This is a genomic window from Sphingomonas sp. MJ1 (PH-R8) (assembly GCF_048058635.1).
Classification (GTDB): domain Bacteria; phylum Pseudomonadota; class Alphaproteobacteria; order Sphingomonadales; family Sphingomonadaceae; genus Sphingomonas.
Map to the genome: position 1 here is coordinate 15,720 of NZ_JBBEFX010000022.1, position 13,401 is coordinate 29,120.

Consider the following 13,401-nt stretch of genomic DNA (forward strand, 5'->3'; position numbering starts at 1 on the left):
GCATGGACCGAGCAGTATCCCTGGCGTTCATCGGCTTCGGCGAAGCCGCGCAGGCCTTTTGCGAAGGCTGGGGCGCGCAGCCGCCGGGCGCGATCCGCGCCTTTGACATCAAGACCGAAGGCGGGGCCGCCGTCGCCAAGCGCGCCGACTATGCGCGCTGGCAGGTCACCGGCTGCGACCGCGCCGCCGACGCGCTCCGCGGCGCCGGGGCGGTGCTGAGCCTGGTCACTGCGGACCAGGCGCTTGCGGCGGCGAGCGATGCGGCGGCGGGGCTCATGGCCGGAAGCCTGTTCTTCGACATGAACAGCGTCGCGCCCGAGACCAAGCGCGCTGCGGCGGCCGCGATCGAGGCGGCCGGCGGCCGCTATGTCGACGTGGCGGTGATGGCGCCGGTGCGCCCGGCGCTGCTGTCGGTACCGCTGCTCGTGGCGGGGCCCCATGCCGAGGCCGGCCGCGCGCTGCTGGAGCGGATCGGCTTCCAGGCGCGCGTGGTTCCAGGCGACGTCGGGGCCGCGAGCGCGATCAAGATGCTGCGCTCGATCGTCATCAAGGGGCTGGAGGCGCTGACCGCCGAATGCCTGCTGTCCGCGCGCGCCGCCGGGGTCGAGGAGGAAGTGCTCGCCTCGCTCGACGCGAGCTTCCCCGGCTGGGACTGGCGGACACGGGCGGACTACAACCTCGACCGCATGCTCGTCCACGGGCTGCGCCGCGCCGCCGAGATGCGCGAATCCGCCGCCACCGCCGCCACGCTCGGCCCGTCGGGTGCCATGGCGGCCGCGACCGCCGACTGGCAGCAGCGGCTGGGCAGCCTCGGCCTCTCTCCGCTTCCCGAGGGGCTGGCCGCCAAGGCCGATGCCGTCCTCGCCGCCACAGGAAAGCACGACCAATGATCATCGACTGCCACGGACATTATACGACGGCTCCTGCCAAGCACACCGAGTGGCGCGAGCAGCAGAAGGGCGCGTTCAAGGCGGGCGGGGACATCGATCCCGCCTATCCGCAGATCAGCGACGACGAGATCCGCGAGACGATCGAGGCCAACCAGCTGCGCCTGCTGCGCGAGCGCGGGGCCGACATGACGATCTTCTCGCCGCGCGCCTCCGCCATGGCGCCGCACGTGGGCGATGCCGCCACCAACCGCATCTGGGCCGAGCGTTCCAACGACCTCATCAAGCGGGTGGTCGACCTCTACCCCGAGACGTTCGTCGGCGTGTGCCAGCTGCCGCAGACGCCGGAGCTGTCGATCGACCAGTCGATCGCCGAGCTGGAGCGGTGCGTGACCGAGCTGGGCTTTGTCGGCTGCAACCTCAACCCCGATCCATCGGGCGGCAAGTTCAGCGCGCCGCCGCTCACCGACCGCGCCTGGTACCCGTTCTTCGAGAAGATGGTCGAGCTGGACGTGCCCGCGATGATCCACGTGTCGGGCAGCTGCAACCCGGCGATGCACGCGACCGGCGCCTATTACATCGCCGCCGACACCATCGCCTTCATGCAGTTCATCGAGGGCGACCTGTTCCGGGATTTCCCCGACCTGCGCTTCATCATCCCGCACGGCGGTGGCGCGGTGCCCTATCACTGGGGGCGGTATCGCGGGCTTTCGGACATGCTCAAGCGCCCGCCGCTTGCCGAGCACGTCATGAAGAACGTGTTCTTCGACACCTGCGTCTATCACCAGCCGGGAATTGACCTGCTGTTCGAGGTGATCGACGTCGATAACATCCTGTTCGGGTCGGAGATGGTGGGCGCGGTGCGCGGTATCGACCCGCAGACCGGCCAGTATTTCGACGACACCAAGCGCTACATCGACGCGCTGGCGATTCCCGACGCGGACAAGCGCAAGGTGTTCGAAGGCAATGCCCGCCGCGTCTATCCGCGGCTGGACGCGCAGCTGAAGGCACGGGGGCTCTGATGGCCGACTTCCAGATGGATCCGAACTGGCTGTGCTGGGATCCGGCGCCGAGTACGCCGCGCTTCACGCCGCCACCGGGCGCCGTCGACGCGCATTGCCATGTGTTCGGGCCGGGCGACGTGTTTCCCTATGCGCCGGAGCGCAAGTACACGCCGTGCGACGCCAGCAAGGAGCAGCTGTTCGCGTTGCGCGACCACCTGGGCTTCGCGCGCAACGTGATCGTGCAGGCGACCTGCCACGGCGCCGACAATCGCGCGCTGGTCGATGCGCTCGAGGCGGCGGACGGGCGCGCGCGCGGCGTGGCGACGGTGCGTGACACGGTGACGGACGAAGAACTGGCGGCGCTGGACGCGGCCGGGGTGCGCGGCGTGCGCTTCAACTTCGTGCGGCGGCTCGTCGATCCCAAGCCCGACGCCTATTATCGCGCGATCATCGACCGGATCACGCCGCTCGGCTGGCACGTCGTGATCTATTTCGAGGCGGCCGACCTTGAGGAGCGCTGGGACTTCTTCACCTCGCTGCCGACGACGGTGGTGGTCGACCACATGGGCCGGCCGGACGTGACCAAGCCGGTCGACGGGCCGGAGTTCGGCCGCTTCGTCCGGCTGATGGCCGAGCACGAGAATGTCTGGAGCAAGGTCAGCTGTCCCGAGCGGCTGTCGAAGTCGGGTCCGCCGACCTATGACGACGTGGTCCCGTTCGCGCGCACGCTGGTGGAGCGCTTCCCGGACCGGGTGCTGTGGGGCACGGACTGGCCGCACCCCAACATGACCAGCCACATGCCCGACGACGGCGCGCTGGTGGACATCATCCCGCGCATTGCCCCGAGCGAAGACCTGCAGCGGCGGCTGCTGGTCGACAATCCGATGCGGCTCTACTGGGGCGCCCGCTAGGAGCGCCCCGCCCGGTCAGGCGGCGCTGCGGCCGCCGGCCGGCGGGGTCTCGCGGAGGCTGGAGGAGCCTTCCCACAGGTTGATGCCGCCTTCGGCCGCATGGGCGTCGATGCGGGCGAGTTCGTCGTCCGAGAAGTCGAGGCGGTGGAGCGCATCGAGGCTGTCGTCGAGCTGGGCGACGGTGCGCGCGCCGATCAGCGCGGAGGTGACGCGGGGATCGCGCAGCACCCAGGCGATTGCCATCTGGGCGAGGCTCTGGCCGCGCGCCTGTGCGATCTCACCCAGCGCCCGTACCCGCGCGAGGTTCTCCTCCGTCAGCAGCCCCTGCGACAGCGAGCCGCCGCGCGAGGCGCGGGCATCGGCGGGGACGCCGCCGAGATACTTGTTCGTGAGCATGCCCTGGGCGAGCGGCGAAAAGGCGATGCAGCCGGTGCCGAGGTCGGCGAGCGTCTCCAGCAGGCCCCCTTCGATCCAGCGGTTGAGCATCGAATAGCTCGGCTGGTGGATGAGGAGCGGCACCTTGTGCTCGGCGAGGATGGCCGCGGCCTGGCGGGTCAGCTCGGGCGAATAGGAGGAGACGCCGATGTAGAGCGCCTTGCCCTGGGCGTGGATCTGGGCGAGCGCGCCCATCGTCTCCTCCAGCGGCGTGTCGGGATCGACACGGTGCGAATAGAAGATGTCGACATAGTCGAGACCCATGCGCTTCAGGCTCTGGTCGCAGCTGGCGATCAGATACTTCTTGCTGCCGCCGATGCCGCCATAGGGGCCCGGCCACATGTCCCAGCCGGCCTTGGTGGAGATGAGCAGCTCGTCGCGGTGGGCGCGGAAGTCGTGCGCCATCACGCGCCCGAAATTTTCCTCCGCCGAGCCATAGGGCGGGCCATAGTTGTTCGCGAGATCGAAGTGGGTGACGCCGCGATCGAACGCGCGGCGCAGGATCGCGCGGCCCGTCTCGAACACGTCCGCGCCGCCGAAATTCTGCCAGAGGCCGAGGCTGATCGCCGGCAGGTCCAGGCCGCTGCGACCGCACCGCCGGTAAGGCATGCGCCCATCATAGCGGGCGGGATCGGGCTGGTAGGGGGGCTCGAACGACATTCGGCAGGTCTCCGGTTGCGGGGGCCTGCGCCTTGTAGATGCATCGGCGTGCCGGAGCTATTCCGGACGCGGCCCCGGAAAGGGAAAGCGCGCGCCAGCCAGCGGCGCGGTGCCGCCGGCTGGACGTGCGAGGATCCCGGCGGGTGCCGGGAGGAGCGATCAGCGGCCGCCCGAGCTGCCGCCGGTGCCGCCACCCGAGCTGCCGCCGGTGCCGGTGGTTCCGCTGCCGGTGCTGCCGGTGCCCATCGTCCCGGTCGTTCCGGTGCCGGTGGTGCCGGTGCCCGTCGTGCCGGTCGTTCCGGTGCCCGTGGTGCCGCTGCCGCCGGAGCTGCTCCAGCTACCGCTGGTGCCGCCCGAGCTGCCGGGGAGGCCGTCCGGAGACGTGGTGGTCGAGCCGGGCGTGGTCGAGCCGCCCGGTGCGGTCGTGGTGGAACCGCGGTTGGTGCGCGAACCGCGGCGCGACGGGCGATCGGACCGGTCGGGGGTCGTCGTCGTCGACGTGTCCGGGCTGGTGGTCTGCGTGCCGCGCTGCGTGTCCGTCGTGGTTTCCGTGCCGGGGGTCGTGGTCGGATTGGCCGTCGGGTTCGTCGTCGTCGTCGGACTCGTGGTCGTCTGTGCGATCGCGGCGGCTGAGCCACAAACCGCCAGCATACCGATCAGGATTGTCTTGCGCATGATGGGGTTTCCTTCTCCAAAACCGAGGGCTCAACGCCGTGGCTTCGAAGAAGTGCCATGTTTTCGCCAAGATTCTCGGCCGAAAAATCCTTAGATTATCATAGGTTGATTCCACCGCATTGGGCGCGGTGGAGCAGTTTCTGGTCCGCGAGGACCAGCGCGACCATTGCCTCTACTACGGGCACGCCGCGGATGCCGACGCAGGGATCGTGCCGGCCGCGGGTGGCGAGCGTCGTCGCCTCTCCGGCCCGGTTGATGGTTTCCATCGGCGTCAGGATCGAGCTGGTCGGCTTGAAGGCGACGCGCAGGCGGACCGGCTGGCCGGTGGCGATCCCGCCCGCGATTCCGCCGGCGTGGTTGGCGAGGAAGCGGGGGCCGTCCTCGCCGGGGCGCATCGGATCGGCGTTCTCCTCGCCGGAAAGCGCGGCGGCCGCGAAGCCGTCGCCGATCTCCACGCCCTTGACCGCATTGATCGACATGGCGGCGGCGGCGAGCTCGCTGTCGAGCTTGGCATAGAGCGGCGCGCCCCAGCCGGCGGGGACGCCGGTCGCCTCGCAGGCGACCACGGCGCCAAGCGACGAGCCGGCCTTGCGCGCGCGGTCGACCAGGGCCTCCCAGCGGAGGGCGGCTTCGGGATCGGGGCAGAAGAAGGGATTGCGGCAGATCTCGGCGGCATCGAAGCGGGCATAATCGATCGCGTCGCCGCCGATCGCCTCGACCCAGGCGGTGATCGTCACTTCCGGGATCACCAGCCGGGCGACGGCGCCGGCCGCCACCCGCGACGCGGTCTCGCGCGCGGACGAGCGCCCGCCCCCGCGATAGTCGCGGAAGCCGTACTTGGCGTCATAGGCGTAATCGGCGTGGCCAGGGCGATAGGCCTGGGCGACCTCCGAATAATCCTTGGAACGCTGGTCGACGTTCTCGATCATCAGCGAGATGGGCGTGCCGGTGGTGCGGCCCTCGAACACGCCGGAGAGGATGCGGACTTCGTCGGGCTCGCGGCGCTGGGTGGTGAAGCGCGAGGTGCCGGGGCGGCGCGCGTCGAGGAACGGTTGGATCTCGGCCTCCGTGAGCGCGATGCCCGGCGGGCAGCCGTCGACCACCGCGCCGATCGCCGGCCCATGGCTCTCGCCCCAGGTGGTGAAGCGGAACACCCGGCCGAAGCTGTTGACGCTCATGCGGCCTTCCCGAGCAGCGCAATGGCGCCGGCGTGCGTCGCCTCGCCGCGGACGCCGCAGGGCATCGCGCCCTGCTGCAGCGGCAGCGCCATCAGATATTCGCCCGCGTAGGGCGAGGCGAAGCCCTTCGCCCAATCGGCCGCAAAGCCGAAGCGGCCATAATAGTCCGGATCGCCGAGCACAAAGCACAGGTGCACGCCCGCGTCGGCCAGATGCTGGAGCCCGGCGCGGACCAGCGCCTCGCCCACGCCCTGGCGGCGATGCGAGGCGGCGACCGCGACCGGCGCGAGTGCCACCGCGGCGATGGGCTTGCCAGCGATCTCCACGGCCATGCGGCTGAACGCCACCATGCCCGCGAGCATGCCGTCGTCCTCGTCGTCTGCCACCAGCGTCAGCACCATGTCGCCGTCGATGCACAGCCGCTGGACCAGCATCGCCTCATCGGGGGCCGGAAAGGCGGTGCGCAGCAGCGCGTCGATGGCGGCCACGTCCCCGCCCGAGGCCGGGCGGATGGTGATGCTCACGACAGTGCGATGTCCGGCGCGTCCTCGGCCTTCATGCCGATGACGTTGTAGCCACCGTCGACGTGGTGGATCTCGCCGGTGACGCCGCTCGCCAGGTCGGAGAGCATGTACAGGCCGGCGCCGCCGACGTCCTCGATGGTGACGTTGCGGCGGAGCGGCGAGTTCAGCTCGTTCCACTTCAGGATGTAGCGGAAGTCGCCGATGCCCGAGGCGGCGAGCGTCTTGATCGGGCCGGCCGAGATCGCGTTGACGCGGATGTTGTCGCGGCCGAGGTCGACCGCCAGATACTTGACCGAGGTGTCGAGCGCCGACTTGGCCACGCCCATCACATTGTAGTGGGGGACGACCTTTTCCGAACCATAATAGGTCAGCGTCAGCAGGCTGCCGCCGTTCGGCATCATCTCGCGCGCGCGCTTGGCGACGGCGGTGAAGCTGTAGACCGAGATGTTCATGGTCATCAGAAAGTTTTCGAGGCTGGTGTCGTAATAGCGACCGCGCAGCTCGTTCTTGTCGGCAAAGCCGATCGCATGGACGACGAAGTCGATCGTCGGCCACTTCTGCGCCAGCTCGTCGAAGGCGCGGTCGAGCGCGCCCATGTCCGACACGTCGCATTCGATCAGCGTGTCGGAGCCCAGCTGCTCGGCGAGCGGCTTCACGCGCTTGCCCAGCGCCTCACCCTGATAGGTGAAGGCCATTTCCGCGCCCTGCTCGTGGAGCGCCTTGGCGATGCCCCATGCCAGCGAACGATCGTTGGCAAGCCCCATGATGAGCCCACGCTTGCCCTGCATCAGTCCCGTCACGCCGCTGTATCCTCCTTCAACTCGGCCGGCTCCTCTAGCCCCGCTTCGGGGGTTTCCGCCAGCGCCGCGTTCAACTCTGCGCCGACGACCACCCCCAACCCCACGACGAAGAAGAAGATCAGCGCGATCATGACGCCTGCCAGGCTGCCGTAGGTGAGATCATAGCCCCCGAGCAAGTCGAGCGACAGCGGCAGCAGCGCGGTGGTGCCCAGCCACCAGCCCGCCGTCAGCGCCGCACCCGGCCATTTGGGGCACTTGCTGTAGCGGTACTTGCTGGGGGTGAGGGTGTAGAAGAGCATGTAGAGCGCGACGAACAACGCGACCGCCGGCGCCAGCCGCGCGACCGAGAGGATGCGCGCCGTGTCGGTCAGGAACGGCATCACGCGCAGGATGAACTGCTCGACGCCCAAGAGCGCCACCTGGAAGCTGAACGCCGCCATCGCCAGGATCACCGAGCCGACGATCAGGCCGATCGAGCCCAGGCGATATTCCCAGAACGGCCGGCTGAACGGGATGCCGTACGCCTGGCGCAGGATCGAGCGCACCGTCTCGATAAAGCCGGTGGTGGTCCACAGGCCGACCAGCGCGCCCAGCCACAGGAGCGAGCCCGAACGCGCCTGGAGCACGTCCAGGATCGGCTTTTCGAGCACGCTTGCGACTTCGGGCGGGACGGTGCGCAGGAACGCCTCGACCGCATGGACGCCGTCGCCGGTGCGCCCCACCAGCCGCGCGACCGCAGCCGCCACGATGAAGAAGGGGAACAGGGTGACGAGCGAGAGATAGGCGAGGTTGCCGGCGTGGGTGAAGCCGTCGGTGTAGGTGCCGACCGCGACCCGTCTCAGGATCTCGATCACCCGTTCGCTCAGCCCCATGCGCGACAGCAGCGGCGCGCGGCGGTGCCGCCGCGCCTCCGGGCTTTCGGGGGAAACCGCGCCGACCGGAAGGTCGGAGCCGGCGCGGGGATCGGTCACAGGCCGAGCTTCGACCGGGGATCCTGGTCGCGGCCGGGCCAGCCCTGCACGAACTCGACCAGCGCGTCGTCGCCGACCGGCAGGTCCACCATCAGCGTCACCAGCTGGTCGCCGCGACCGCCACCCTTTTTGTGGAAGCCGCGGCCCTTGAGGCGCAGCACCTTGCCCGAGGTCGAGCCCTTGGGCACCTTGAGCATCACCGCGCCCTCGACGGTGGGCACGCGCACCTCGCCGCCCAGCACCGCCTCGGCAAGGCTGATCGGCAGGTCGAGGCGCACGTCGTCGCCGTCGCGGGTGAAGAAGCGGTGGGGCTGCACCTCGATGGTGACGATCGCGTCGCCGGCGCCGCCGGGGCCCGGATCGCCCTTGCCCGCCAGGCGCATCTGGGTGCCGCTTTCGAGGCCGGCTGGAAGCTTCAGGTCGATGGTCTTGCCGTCGCGCAGCATGATGCGCTGCGGGCTGAGCGTCGCGGCATCGGCAAAGGAGACCGCGAGGCGATAGGGGACGTTGGCGCCCTTTGGCGCCTGCCGCCGGCCGAAGCTGCCGCCGCCAAAGCCGCCGCCGCCACGCTGACCGCCGCCGAACAGCCCCTCGAACAGATCCTCGAAGCCGCCGGCATCGCCGCCGCCGCCGAAGTCGAACTGGGTGCGTCCGCCGCCGCCCGGCCGCGGGCCGCCGCCGCCGAAGCCGAAGGGCGCGGTGGGATTGCCGTCGCCGTCGATCTCGCCGCGATCGAACCGGGCGCGCTTGTCCTTGTCGGTGAGCAGGTCATAGGCCTGGGTCACCTGGCTGAAGCGCTCGGCGGCGTTGGGATTGTCCTTGTTCCGGTCGGGGTGCAGCTCCTTGGCGAGCGTACGGTACGCCTTCTTGATGTCCGCTTCGCTCGCGTCGCGGGCCACGCCCAGGGTTGCGTAAGGGTCTGCCATGCCCGTTAGCTAGGCGGTGCAAGGCGCGGCGGCAATGGGGGCATGGCATCCATTTCCGGAGCGGAACGAAGCCGGGGCGCACCCGTTTCGCAGGCCATGACCGCCTGCGCTTCCCCCGCCCGCCGCCGCCTGTTCGTCCAGTCCGCGCTGCTGCTGCCGCTGCTCGCCCTGCCGGGCTGTGCCACGACGCTGGGAAGCTATGGCGTGGAGGAGGGCGTGCGGCGGCTGCTGACGCTGTCGAGCCAGCGCGCCTTTGCCCGGCTGACGGAGCCCGGCGGCTTCTACGACGACCAGCTGACCCGGCTGACGCTGCCCGATACCGGCGGCAACGACGTGCTGGGCGCGCTGCTGCGGACCAATGCGGTGCGCAGCCGGGTGGCGATGGCGCTGAACGACGTGGCGGTGGATGCGGCCGAGCGGGCGACGCCGGTGGTGCTCGATTCGATCCGGTCGATGACCGTCACCGATGCGATCGCGATCCTGCGCGGGGGGCCGACCGCGGCGACGGACCTGCTGCAGCGGCAGGTGGGCGGCGCGCTGGTGGAGGCGATGTTCCCCGAATTCTCGTCCGGCCTGCGATCGGACGCGCTGGAGATCCTGACGGCGGTGGCGGGAGCACGCACCGGCATCGACTATATGGCGCTGGCCCGCACGGGCGCGGAGCAGGCGGGCCAGGCGATCTTCCGTGCGATCGGGCGCGAGGAATCGGCGATCCGTGCCGACCCGCGCAGCACGCGGGACCCGGCGCTGATCGCGCTGCTGACGGGAAGCGCGCTGGTGCGCTGAGGCGCGCGGTTGCGCTGGAGGTATAGCGCGGCGATGGATCCTAGTTTCGGCAGGATACGGTTGGAGCGGAGGGACGCATCCTGCCCCTCTCTTGCCCCCCTCCCTCCGTCCGCCTTCTCCGTTCGCCTCGAGTAGCCGTCGAGTAGCGCCGCCAGGCGCGTATCGAGACGGCGTATCGAGAGGTCGGTGGCCGTACCTCGATACGAGCCCTCGATACGCGGCTTTGCCGCTACTCGGTCTCTACTCGGCACGAACGGGGAGAGGGGGGGCGTCACTCCTCCAGCGGCGCGACGTCTACCGAGACGGACATGGTCTGGGCGCCGGAGCCGAGCACCACGCCGTCGATGGGGGCGATTTCCGGATAGTCGCGGCCGACGGCGACGATGACATGGTCGTTCGCCATCCAGATGCCGTTGGTCGGATCGACCCCGATCCAGCCGAGCCGGTCGCCGCACCACAGCAGCACCCAGGCATGGGTCGCGTCCGCCCCCACCAGCCGCGGCGCGCCCGGCGGGGGGAGGGTGCGCAGATAGCCCGAGGCATAGGCGGCCGGCAGCCCGGCGGCGCGGAGACCCGAGATCATGATCTGCGCGAAATCCTGGCAGACGCCGCCGCGCTGGGCGAAGGCGACGTGCGGGGGCGTGTCGACCAGCGTGGCGGTGGTGTCGAAGGCGAACTCGCGCTGGATGCGCTGGGCAAGCGCGATCGCCGCCTCCAGCGCGCCGCGGTCCGGATCGAGCTCCTCCGCGCACCAGGCGCCGATGTTGCGATCGAGCGGGATGTGGGGCGAGGGGAAGAGGTAGCTGGCGGGGCTCGCCGGGCCGACATCGCGGCTGTCGCGCGCCCAGGCGGCGATCTCTGCTAGGGTCGGGTCGTCGGCGGCGGGCATCGGTAGCGGCCGGTCGACCGTCATCCGCGCGCGGCTCTCGATGGTGAGCTCGCGCTCGGGCTTTTCGACCACCAGCCGCATGACGTTGGCGAGCCCGGCCTGGGCGCGTGCGGGGGCGATCTCGCCGCCCGGTTCCACGGAGAGGTGGTAGTCGTCGAGCGTCTGGCCGGACCAGAGGATCGGCTTCAGCCGGAGGTTGCACCGCGCGAAGCACGCCGCATCGGCATATTCGAAGCGCGTCACGTGCCGGATGGCGTAGCGCATCATGCGAGTGTCAGCCCGGAGCCGCGCAACGGCTCGGCCCCCTGGAGGAAATAGCGCGCGGCGATCGCGTCGGAGAGGTCCATGAGCCTGGCTTCCAGTGCGCCTATGGCGGCTGGGTCGAGGCTGGCGGCCGTGGCGGTAGTGACCATCGCCTGGACCGCGGTCGCGAGCGCCTGCTGCGGTTCGGCGATGCCGGAGTCGGACAGCACGGGTAGCCGGGCGAGATGATCGGCGATCGCTCCCACCTGAAAGGCGATGGCGCGCGGGTTGCCGGGGTCGAGCGCGACCAGGTCCAGCACGGGCAGGCGCCCGAAGCTGGTGAGATAGCGCTGGCGGTAGCTGATCTGGCTGTTGGCGAGGTCGAGCAGCGTGGAGAGATCGTCCGAGGTCGCCTCGCAGCCGGCAAAGGTGCGAAGCGCGCGGGTGATCGCGAGCGCCCGCTCCAGCCGGCGGCCGAGATCGTGGAAGCGCCAGGCGTCGGTGCGCGCCATATGCTCGGCCGAGAGCCCGGCCAAGGCGGCGTAGCGGCGCTGGAGCGAGCCGGCACGGTCGAGGAGCCCGCCTCGCGTTGGATGGGGCGCGTCGAGCAGGCGCATCATGTCCGCCGACAGCCGATCGCGCGAGATGGCGCCGATGCCGGCGGCCAGCCGGTTGATCTGGCGGACGTTGTGCCACTGGCCCTCGGTACCGTCGATCGCGACGCGGGCGAACTCGACGAGCTCGCGGCGGCGGCGACCGGCAGGCGCGGGGGCGGCGCCTGCGTCGGCGATCAGCGCGACCAGCCGCGCGACGGTCTCGTCGGCGAGCGCGGCGCCGGTGTCGGCGCTGATCGAATGGCCGAGCAGCACGCGGGTCGCGCCCAGCAGCGCCTCGCCCCGTTCGAGATAGCGGCCGAGCCAGAAGAGATTGTCGGCGACGCGGCTGGGCAGGGTGCCGGGGTTGCGGCGCAGCTCGACCGCGCCGGCGACGGGCAGGAGCGAGACCGGGGGCACCGGATCGGCGCCGTGGACGCAGACGTCGGCGGACCAGCTCCCCTCGCCCATCACGGTCGCGCGGGTGTCCGCCTCCCCCCCGATGCGGGCGAAGCCGCCGGGCAGCACCGCCCACCGGCCGTCCGCATCGCGCGCGGCGAAGACGCGCAGCGTGAAGGGGCGGGGGGCGAGCCGCTCCCCCTCGACGAAGGGCATGGTCGAGAGGCGCACCACCTCATGCCCGACATAGTCCTGCGGCCGGCGGGCCATGTCCTCGGCCAGCAGGCGGCGGGCGTCGGCATCGAGATCGGCGCCGAGCACGGGGCCGCCGCCGGGCAGGCCGAGCGGGACGGGGCCGAAGGCGGGCGCCACCACCATCTGATCGAGGTTGGCGAGCACGTGCGCGCGCTCGGCCGGCTGCCCGCACCACCAGGTGGCGATGTTGGGAAGCTGGAGCGGGGCGCCGTTCAGCCGCTGTGCGAGCGCGGGCAGGAAGGCGGAGAAGGCGGGTGCCTCGAGCATGCCCGCACCCGGCGCGTTGGCGACGACGACGTTGCCGGCCGCCATCGCGTCGACGAGGCCCGGCACGCCGATCGTCGAGCTGGCGTCGAAGGCGAGCGGATCGAGCAGGCGCGGATCGACCCGCCGGCACAGCGCGTCGATGCGCTTCAGCCCGGCGATGGTGCGGACGTAGAGACGGTCGTCGCGGACGGCGAGGTCGGCGCCCTCGACCAGCAGGAAGCCCAGGTAGCGCGCGAGATGCGCCTGCTCGGCATAGCTGGGGTTGAGCCGGCCGGGGGTGAGCAGGCCGATGCGCGGCTCGCTGCGGCGGCAGGTGGCGGCGAGGCCGTCGCGCATGGCGGCAAAGAAGGGCGCGTGGCGGCGAACGTTGAGCCGGCCCTGGAGACCCCCCAGCGTGCGCGCGATCGCGAGCCGGTTCTCCAGCGCATAGCCGGCGCCGACGGGGGCGCGCAGATGGTCCGCGAGCACGCGCCAGCGCCCGTCCGCGTCGCGGCAGAGGTCGGCTGCAAAGAAATGGAGGTGGTGGCCGCCCGGCGGCGTCACCCCCACCATCGGCCGCAGGAACAAGGGGCTGCCGGTGACCAGTGCGGCGGGAATCGCCCCCTCCGCCACCAGCCGCCCAGGGCCGTAGAGATCGGCGGTCACCGCCTCGACCAGTTCGGCGCGCTCGGCGATGCCGGCGGCGATCGCCTGCCACGCGTCGCTGTCGATCAGTAGCGGGACGGGCGACAGCGGCCAGCGGCGCTCCTCGCTCTCACCGGGCATGCGGTGGCCGAGGCCGACGTCGTCGGCCTGGCGCTGCGCACGTTCGCGGGCGTGATCGAGCGAGTCGCCGGTGGTGGCGGCAAGCTCCTCCAGCGCGGCGAGCCAGGCGGCGCGATCCGGCGAGTCGCACAGCACGTCGCCGGCGGGCGCCTGCGCGCAATAATCGGCGGCCCAGCGGCCGGCGATGGTGCGAGCGTCGAACAGGCTGGCTAGGGCGCGGCTCGCCAATTCAA

General features: G+C 70.9%; 13 protein-coding genes. 4 read left to right on the forward strand and 9 right to left on the reverse strand.

The window, feature by feature from the left end:
- Positions 1-2: 2 nt before the first annotated feature.
- From VPH46_RS14770 to VPH46_RS14780, 3 genes are read left to right on the forward strand one after another with little or no spacing between them, the layout of a single operon-like run.
- Positions 3-890 carry a DUF1932 domain-containing protein gene (locus VPH46_RS14770; protein ID WP_416612401.1) on the forward strand — a complete coding sequence of 296 codons (888 nt, stop codon included), beginning with the start codon at positions 3-5 and terminating at the stop codon, positions 888-890.
- The gene (locus VPH46_RS14775) at positions 887-1,909 is read left to right on the forward strand and encodes an amidohydrolase family protein (RefSeq protein WP_416612403.1); all 1,023 of its coding nucleotides are present in this window, start codon (positions 887-889) and stop codon (positions 1,907-1,909) included. The genes VPH46_RS14770 and VPH46_RS14775 overlap by 4 nt, the downstream gene beginning before the upstream one ends.
- Positions 1,909-2,802 (forward strand): amidohydrolase family protein, encoded by an 894-nt coding sequence (locus tag VPH46_RS14780; RefSeq protein WP_416612405.1) that lies wholly within the window; start codon positions 1,909-1,911, stop codon positions 2,800-2,802. Before VPH46_RS14775 ends, VPH46_RS14780 begins: the two co-directional genes overlap by 1 nt.
- 15 nt (positions 2,803-2,817) lie before the next feature.
- On the opposite strand, the gene mgrA is transcribed toward VPH46_RS14780, so the two are convergent.
- The 7 genes from mgrA to VPH46_RS14815 form a co-directional block, all read right to left on the reverse strand.
- Positions 2,818-3,897 carry an L-glyceraldehyde 3-phosphate reductase gene (gene mgrA / locus VPH46_RS14785; protein WP_416612407.1) on the reverse strand — a complete coding sequence of 360 codons (1,080 nt, stop codon included), beginning with the start codon at positions 3,895-3,897 and terminating at the stop codon, positions 2,818-2,820.
- A 159-nt stretch (positions 3,898-4,056) separates the two neighbouring features.
- Positions 4,057-4,572 (reverse strand): hypothetical protein, encoded by a 516-nt coding sequence (locus VPH46_RS14790; RefSeq protein WP_416612409.1) that lies wholly within the window; start codon positions 4,570-4,572, stop codon positions 4,057-4,059.
- Between the two features lie 98 nt (positions 4,573-4,670).
- Entirely contained in the window at positions 4,671-5,750 is a 1,080-nt protein-coding gene (gene aroC, locus VPH46_RS14795; RefSeq protein WP_416612411.1) for a chorismate synthase, read from the reverse strand.
- Positions 5,747-6,274, reverse strand: a complete 528-nt coding sequence (locus VPH46_RS14800) for a GNAT family N-acetyltransferase (RefSeq protein WP_416612413.1) — start codon at positions 6,272-6,274, stop codon at positions 5,747-5,749. Before VPH46_RS14800 ends, aroC begins: the two co-directional genes overlap by 4 nt.
- Positions 6,271-7,074 carry an enoyl-ACP reductase FabI gene (gene fabI / locus VPH46_RS14805; RefSeq protein ID WP_125961322.1) on the reverse strand — a complete coding sequence of 268 codons (804 nt, stop codon included), beginning with the start codon at positions 7,072-7,074 and terminating at the stop codon, positions 6,271-6,273. Before fabI ends, VPH46_RS14800 begins: the two co-directional genes overlap by 4 nt.
- A complete protein-coding gene (locus tag VPH46_RS14810) occupies positions 7,071-7,946 on the reverse strand; it encodes a YihY/virulence factor BrkB family protein (RefSeq protein ID WP_416612458.1) in 876 nt (291 codons plus the stop codon). Before VPH46_RS14810 ends, fabI begins: the two co-directional genes overlap by 4 nt.
- Before the next feature lie 95 nt (positions 7,947-8,041).
- Positions 8,042-8,971 (reverse strand): DnaJ C-terminal domain-containing protein, encoded by a 930-nt coding sequence (locus tag VPH46_RS14815; protein WP_416612416.1) that lies wholly within the window; start codon positions 8,969-8,971, stop codon positions 8,042-8,044.
- Between the two features lie 96 nt (positions 8,972-9,067).
- Here VPH46_RS14815 and VPH46_RS14820 point away from each other — a divergent pair, with 96 nt between their 5' ends.
- Positions 9,068-9,757, forward strand: coding sequence for a DUF4197 domain-containing protein (locus VPH46_RS14820; RefSeq protein ID WP_416612418.1), 690 nt, complete (start codon positions 9,068-9,070; stop codon positions 9,755-9,757).
- Positions 9,758-10,028: 271 nt separating this feature from the next.
- Here the strand turns inward: VPH46_RS14820 and VPH46_RS14825 are convergent, their stop codons facing one another.
- Complete coding sequence (locus VPH46_RS14825; protein ID WP_416612460.1) at positions 10,029-10,910, reverse strand: transglutaminase family protein; 882 nt, start codon at positions 10,908-10,910, stop codon at positions 10,029-10,031.
- The gene (locus VPH46_RS14830; RefSeq protein ID WP_416612420.1) at positions 10,910-13,396 is read right to left on the reverse strand and encodes a circularly permuted type 2 ATP-grasp protein; all 2,487 of its coding nucleotides are present in this window, start codon (positions 13,394-13,396) and stop codon (positions 10,910-10,912) included. The genes VPH46_RS14825 and VPH46_RS14830 overlap by 1 nt, the downstream gene beginning before the upstream one ends.
- Positions 13,397-13,401: the final 5 nt, after the last annotated feature.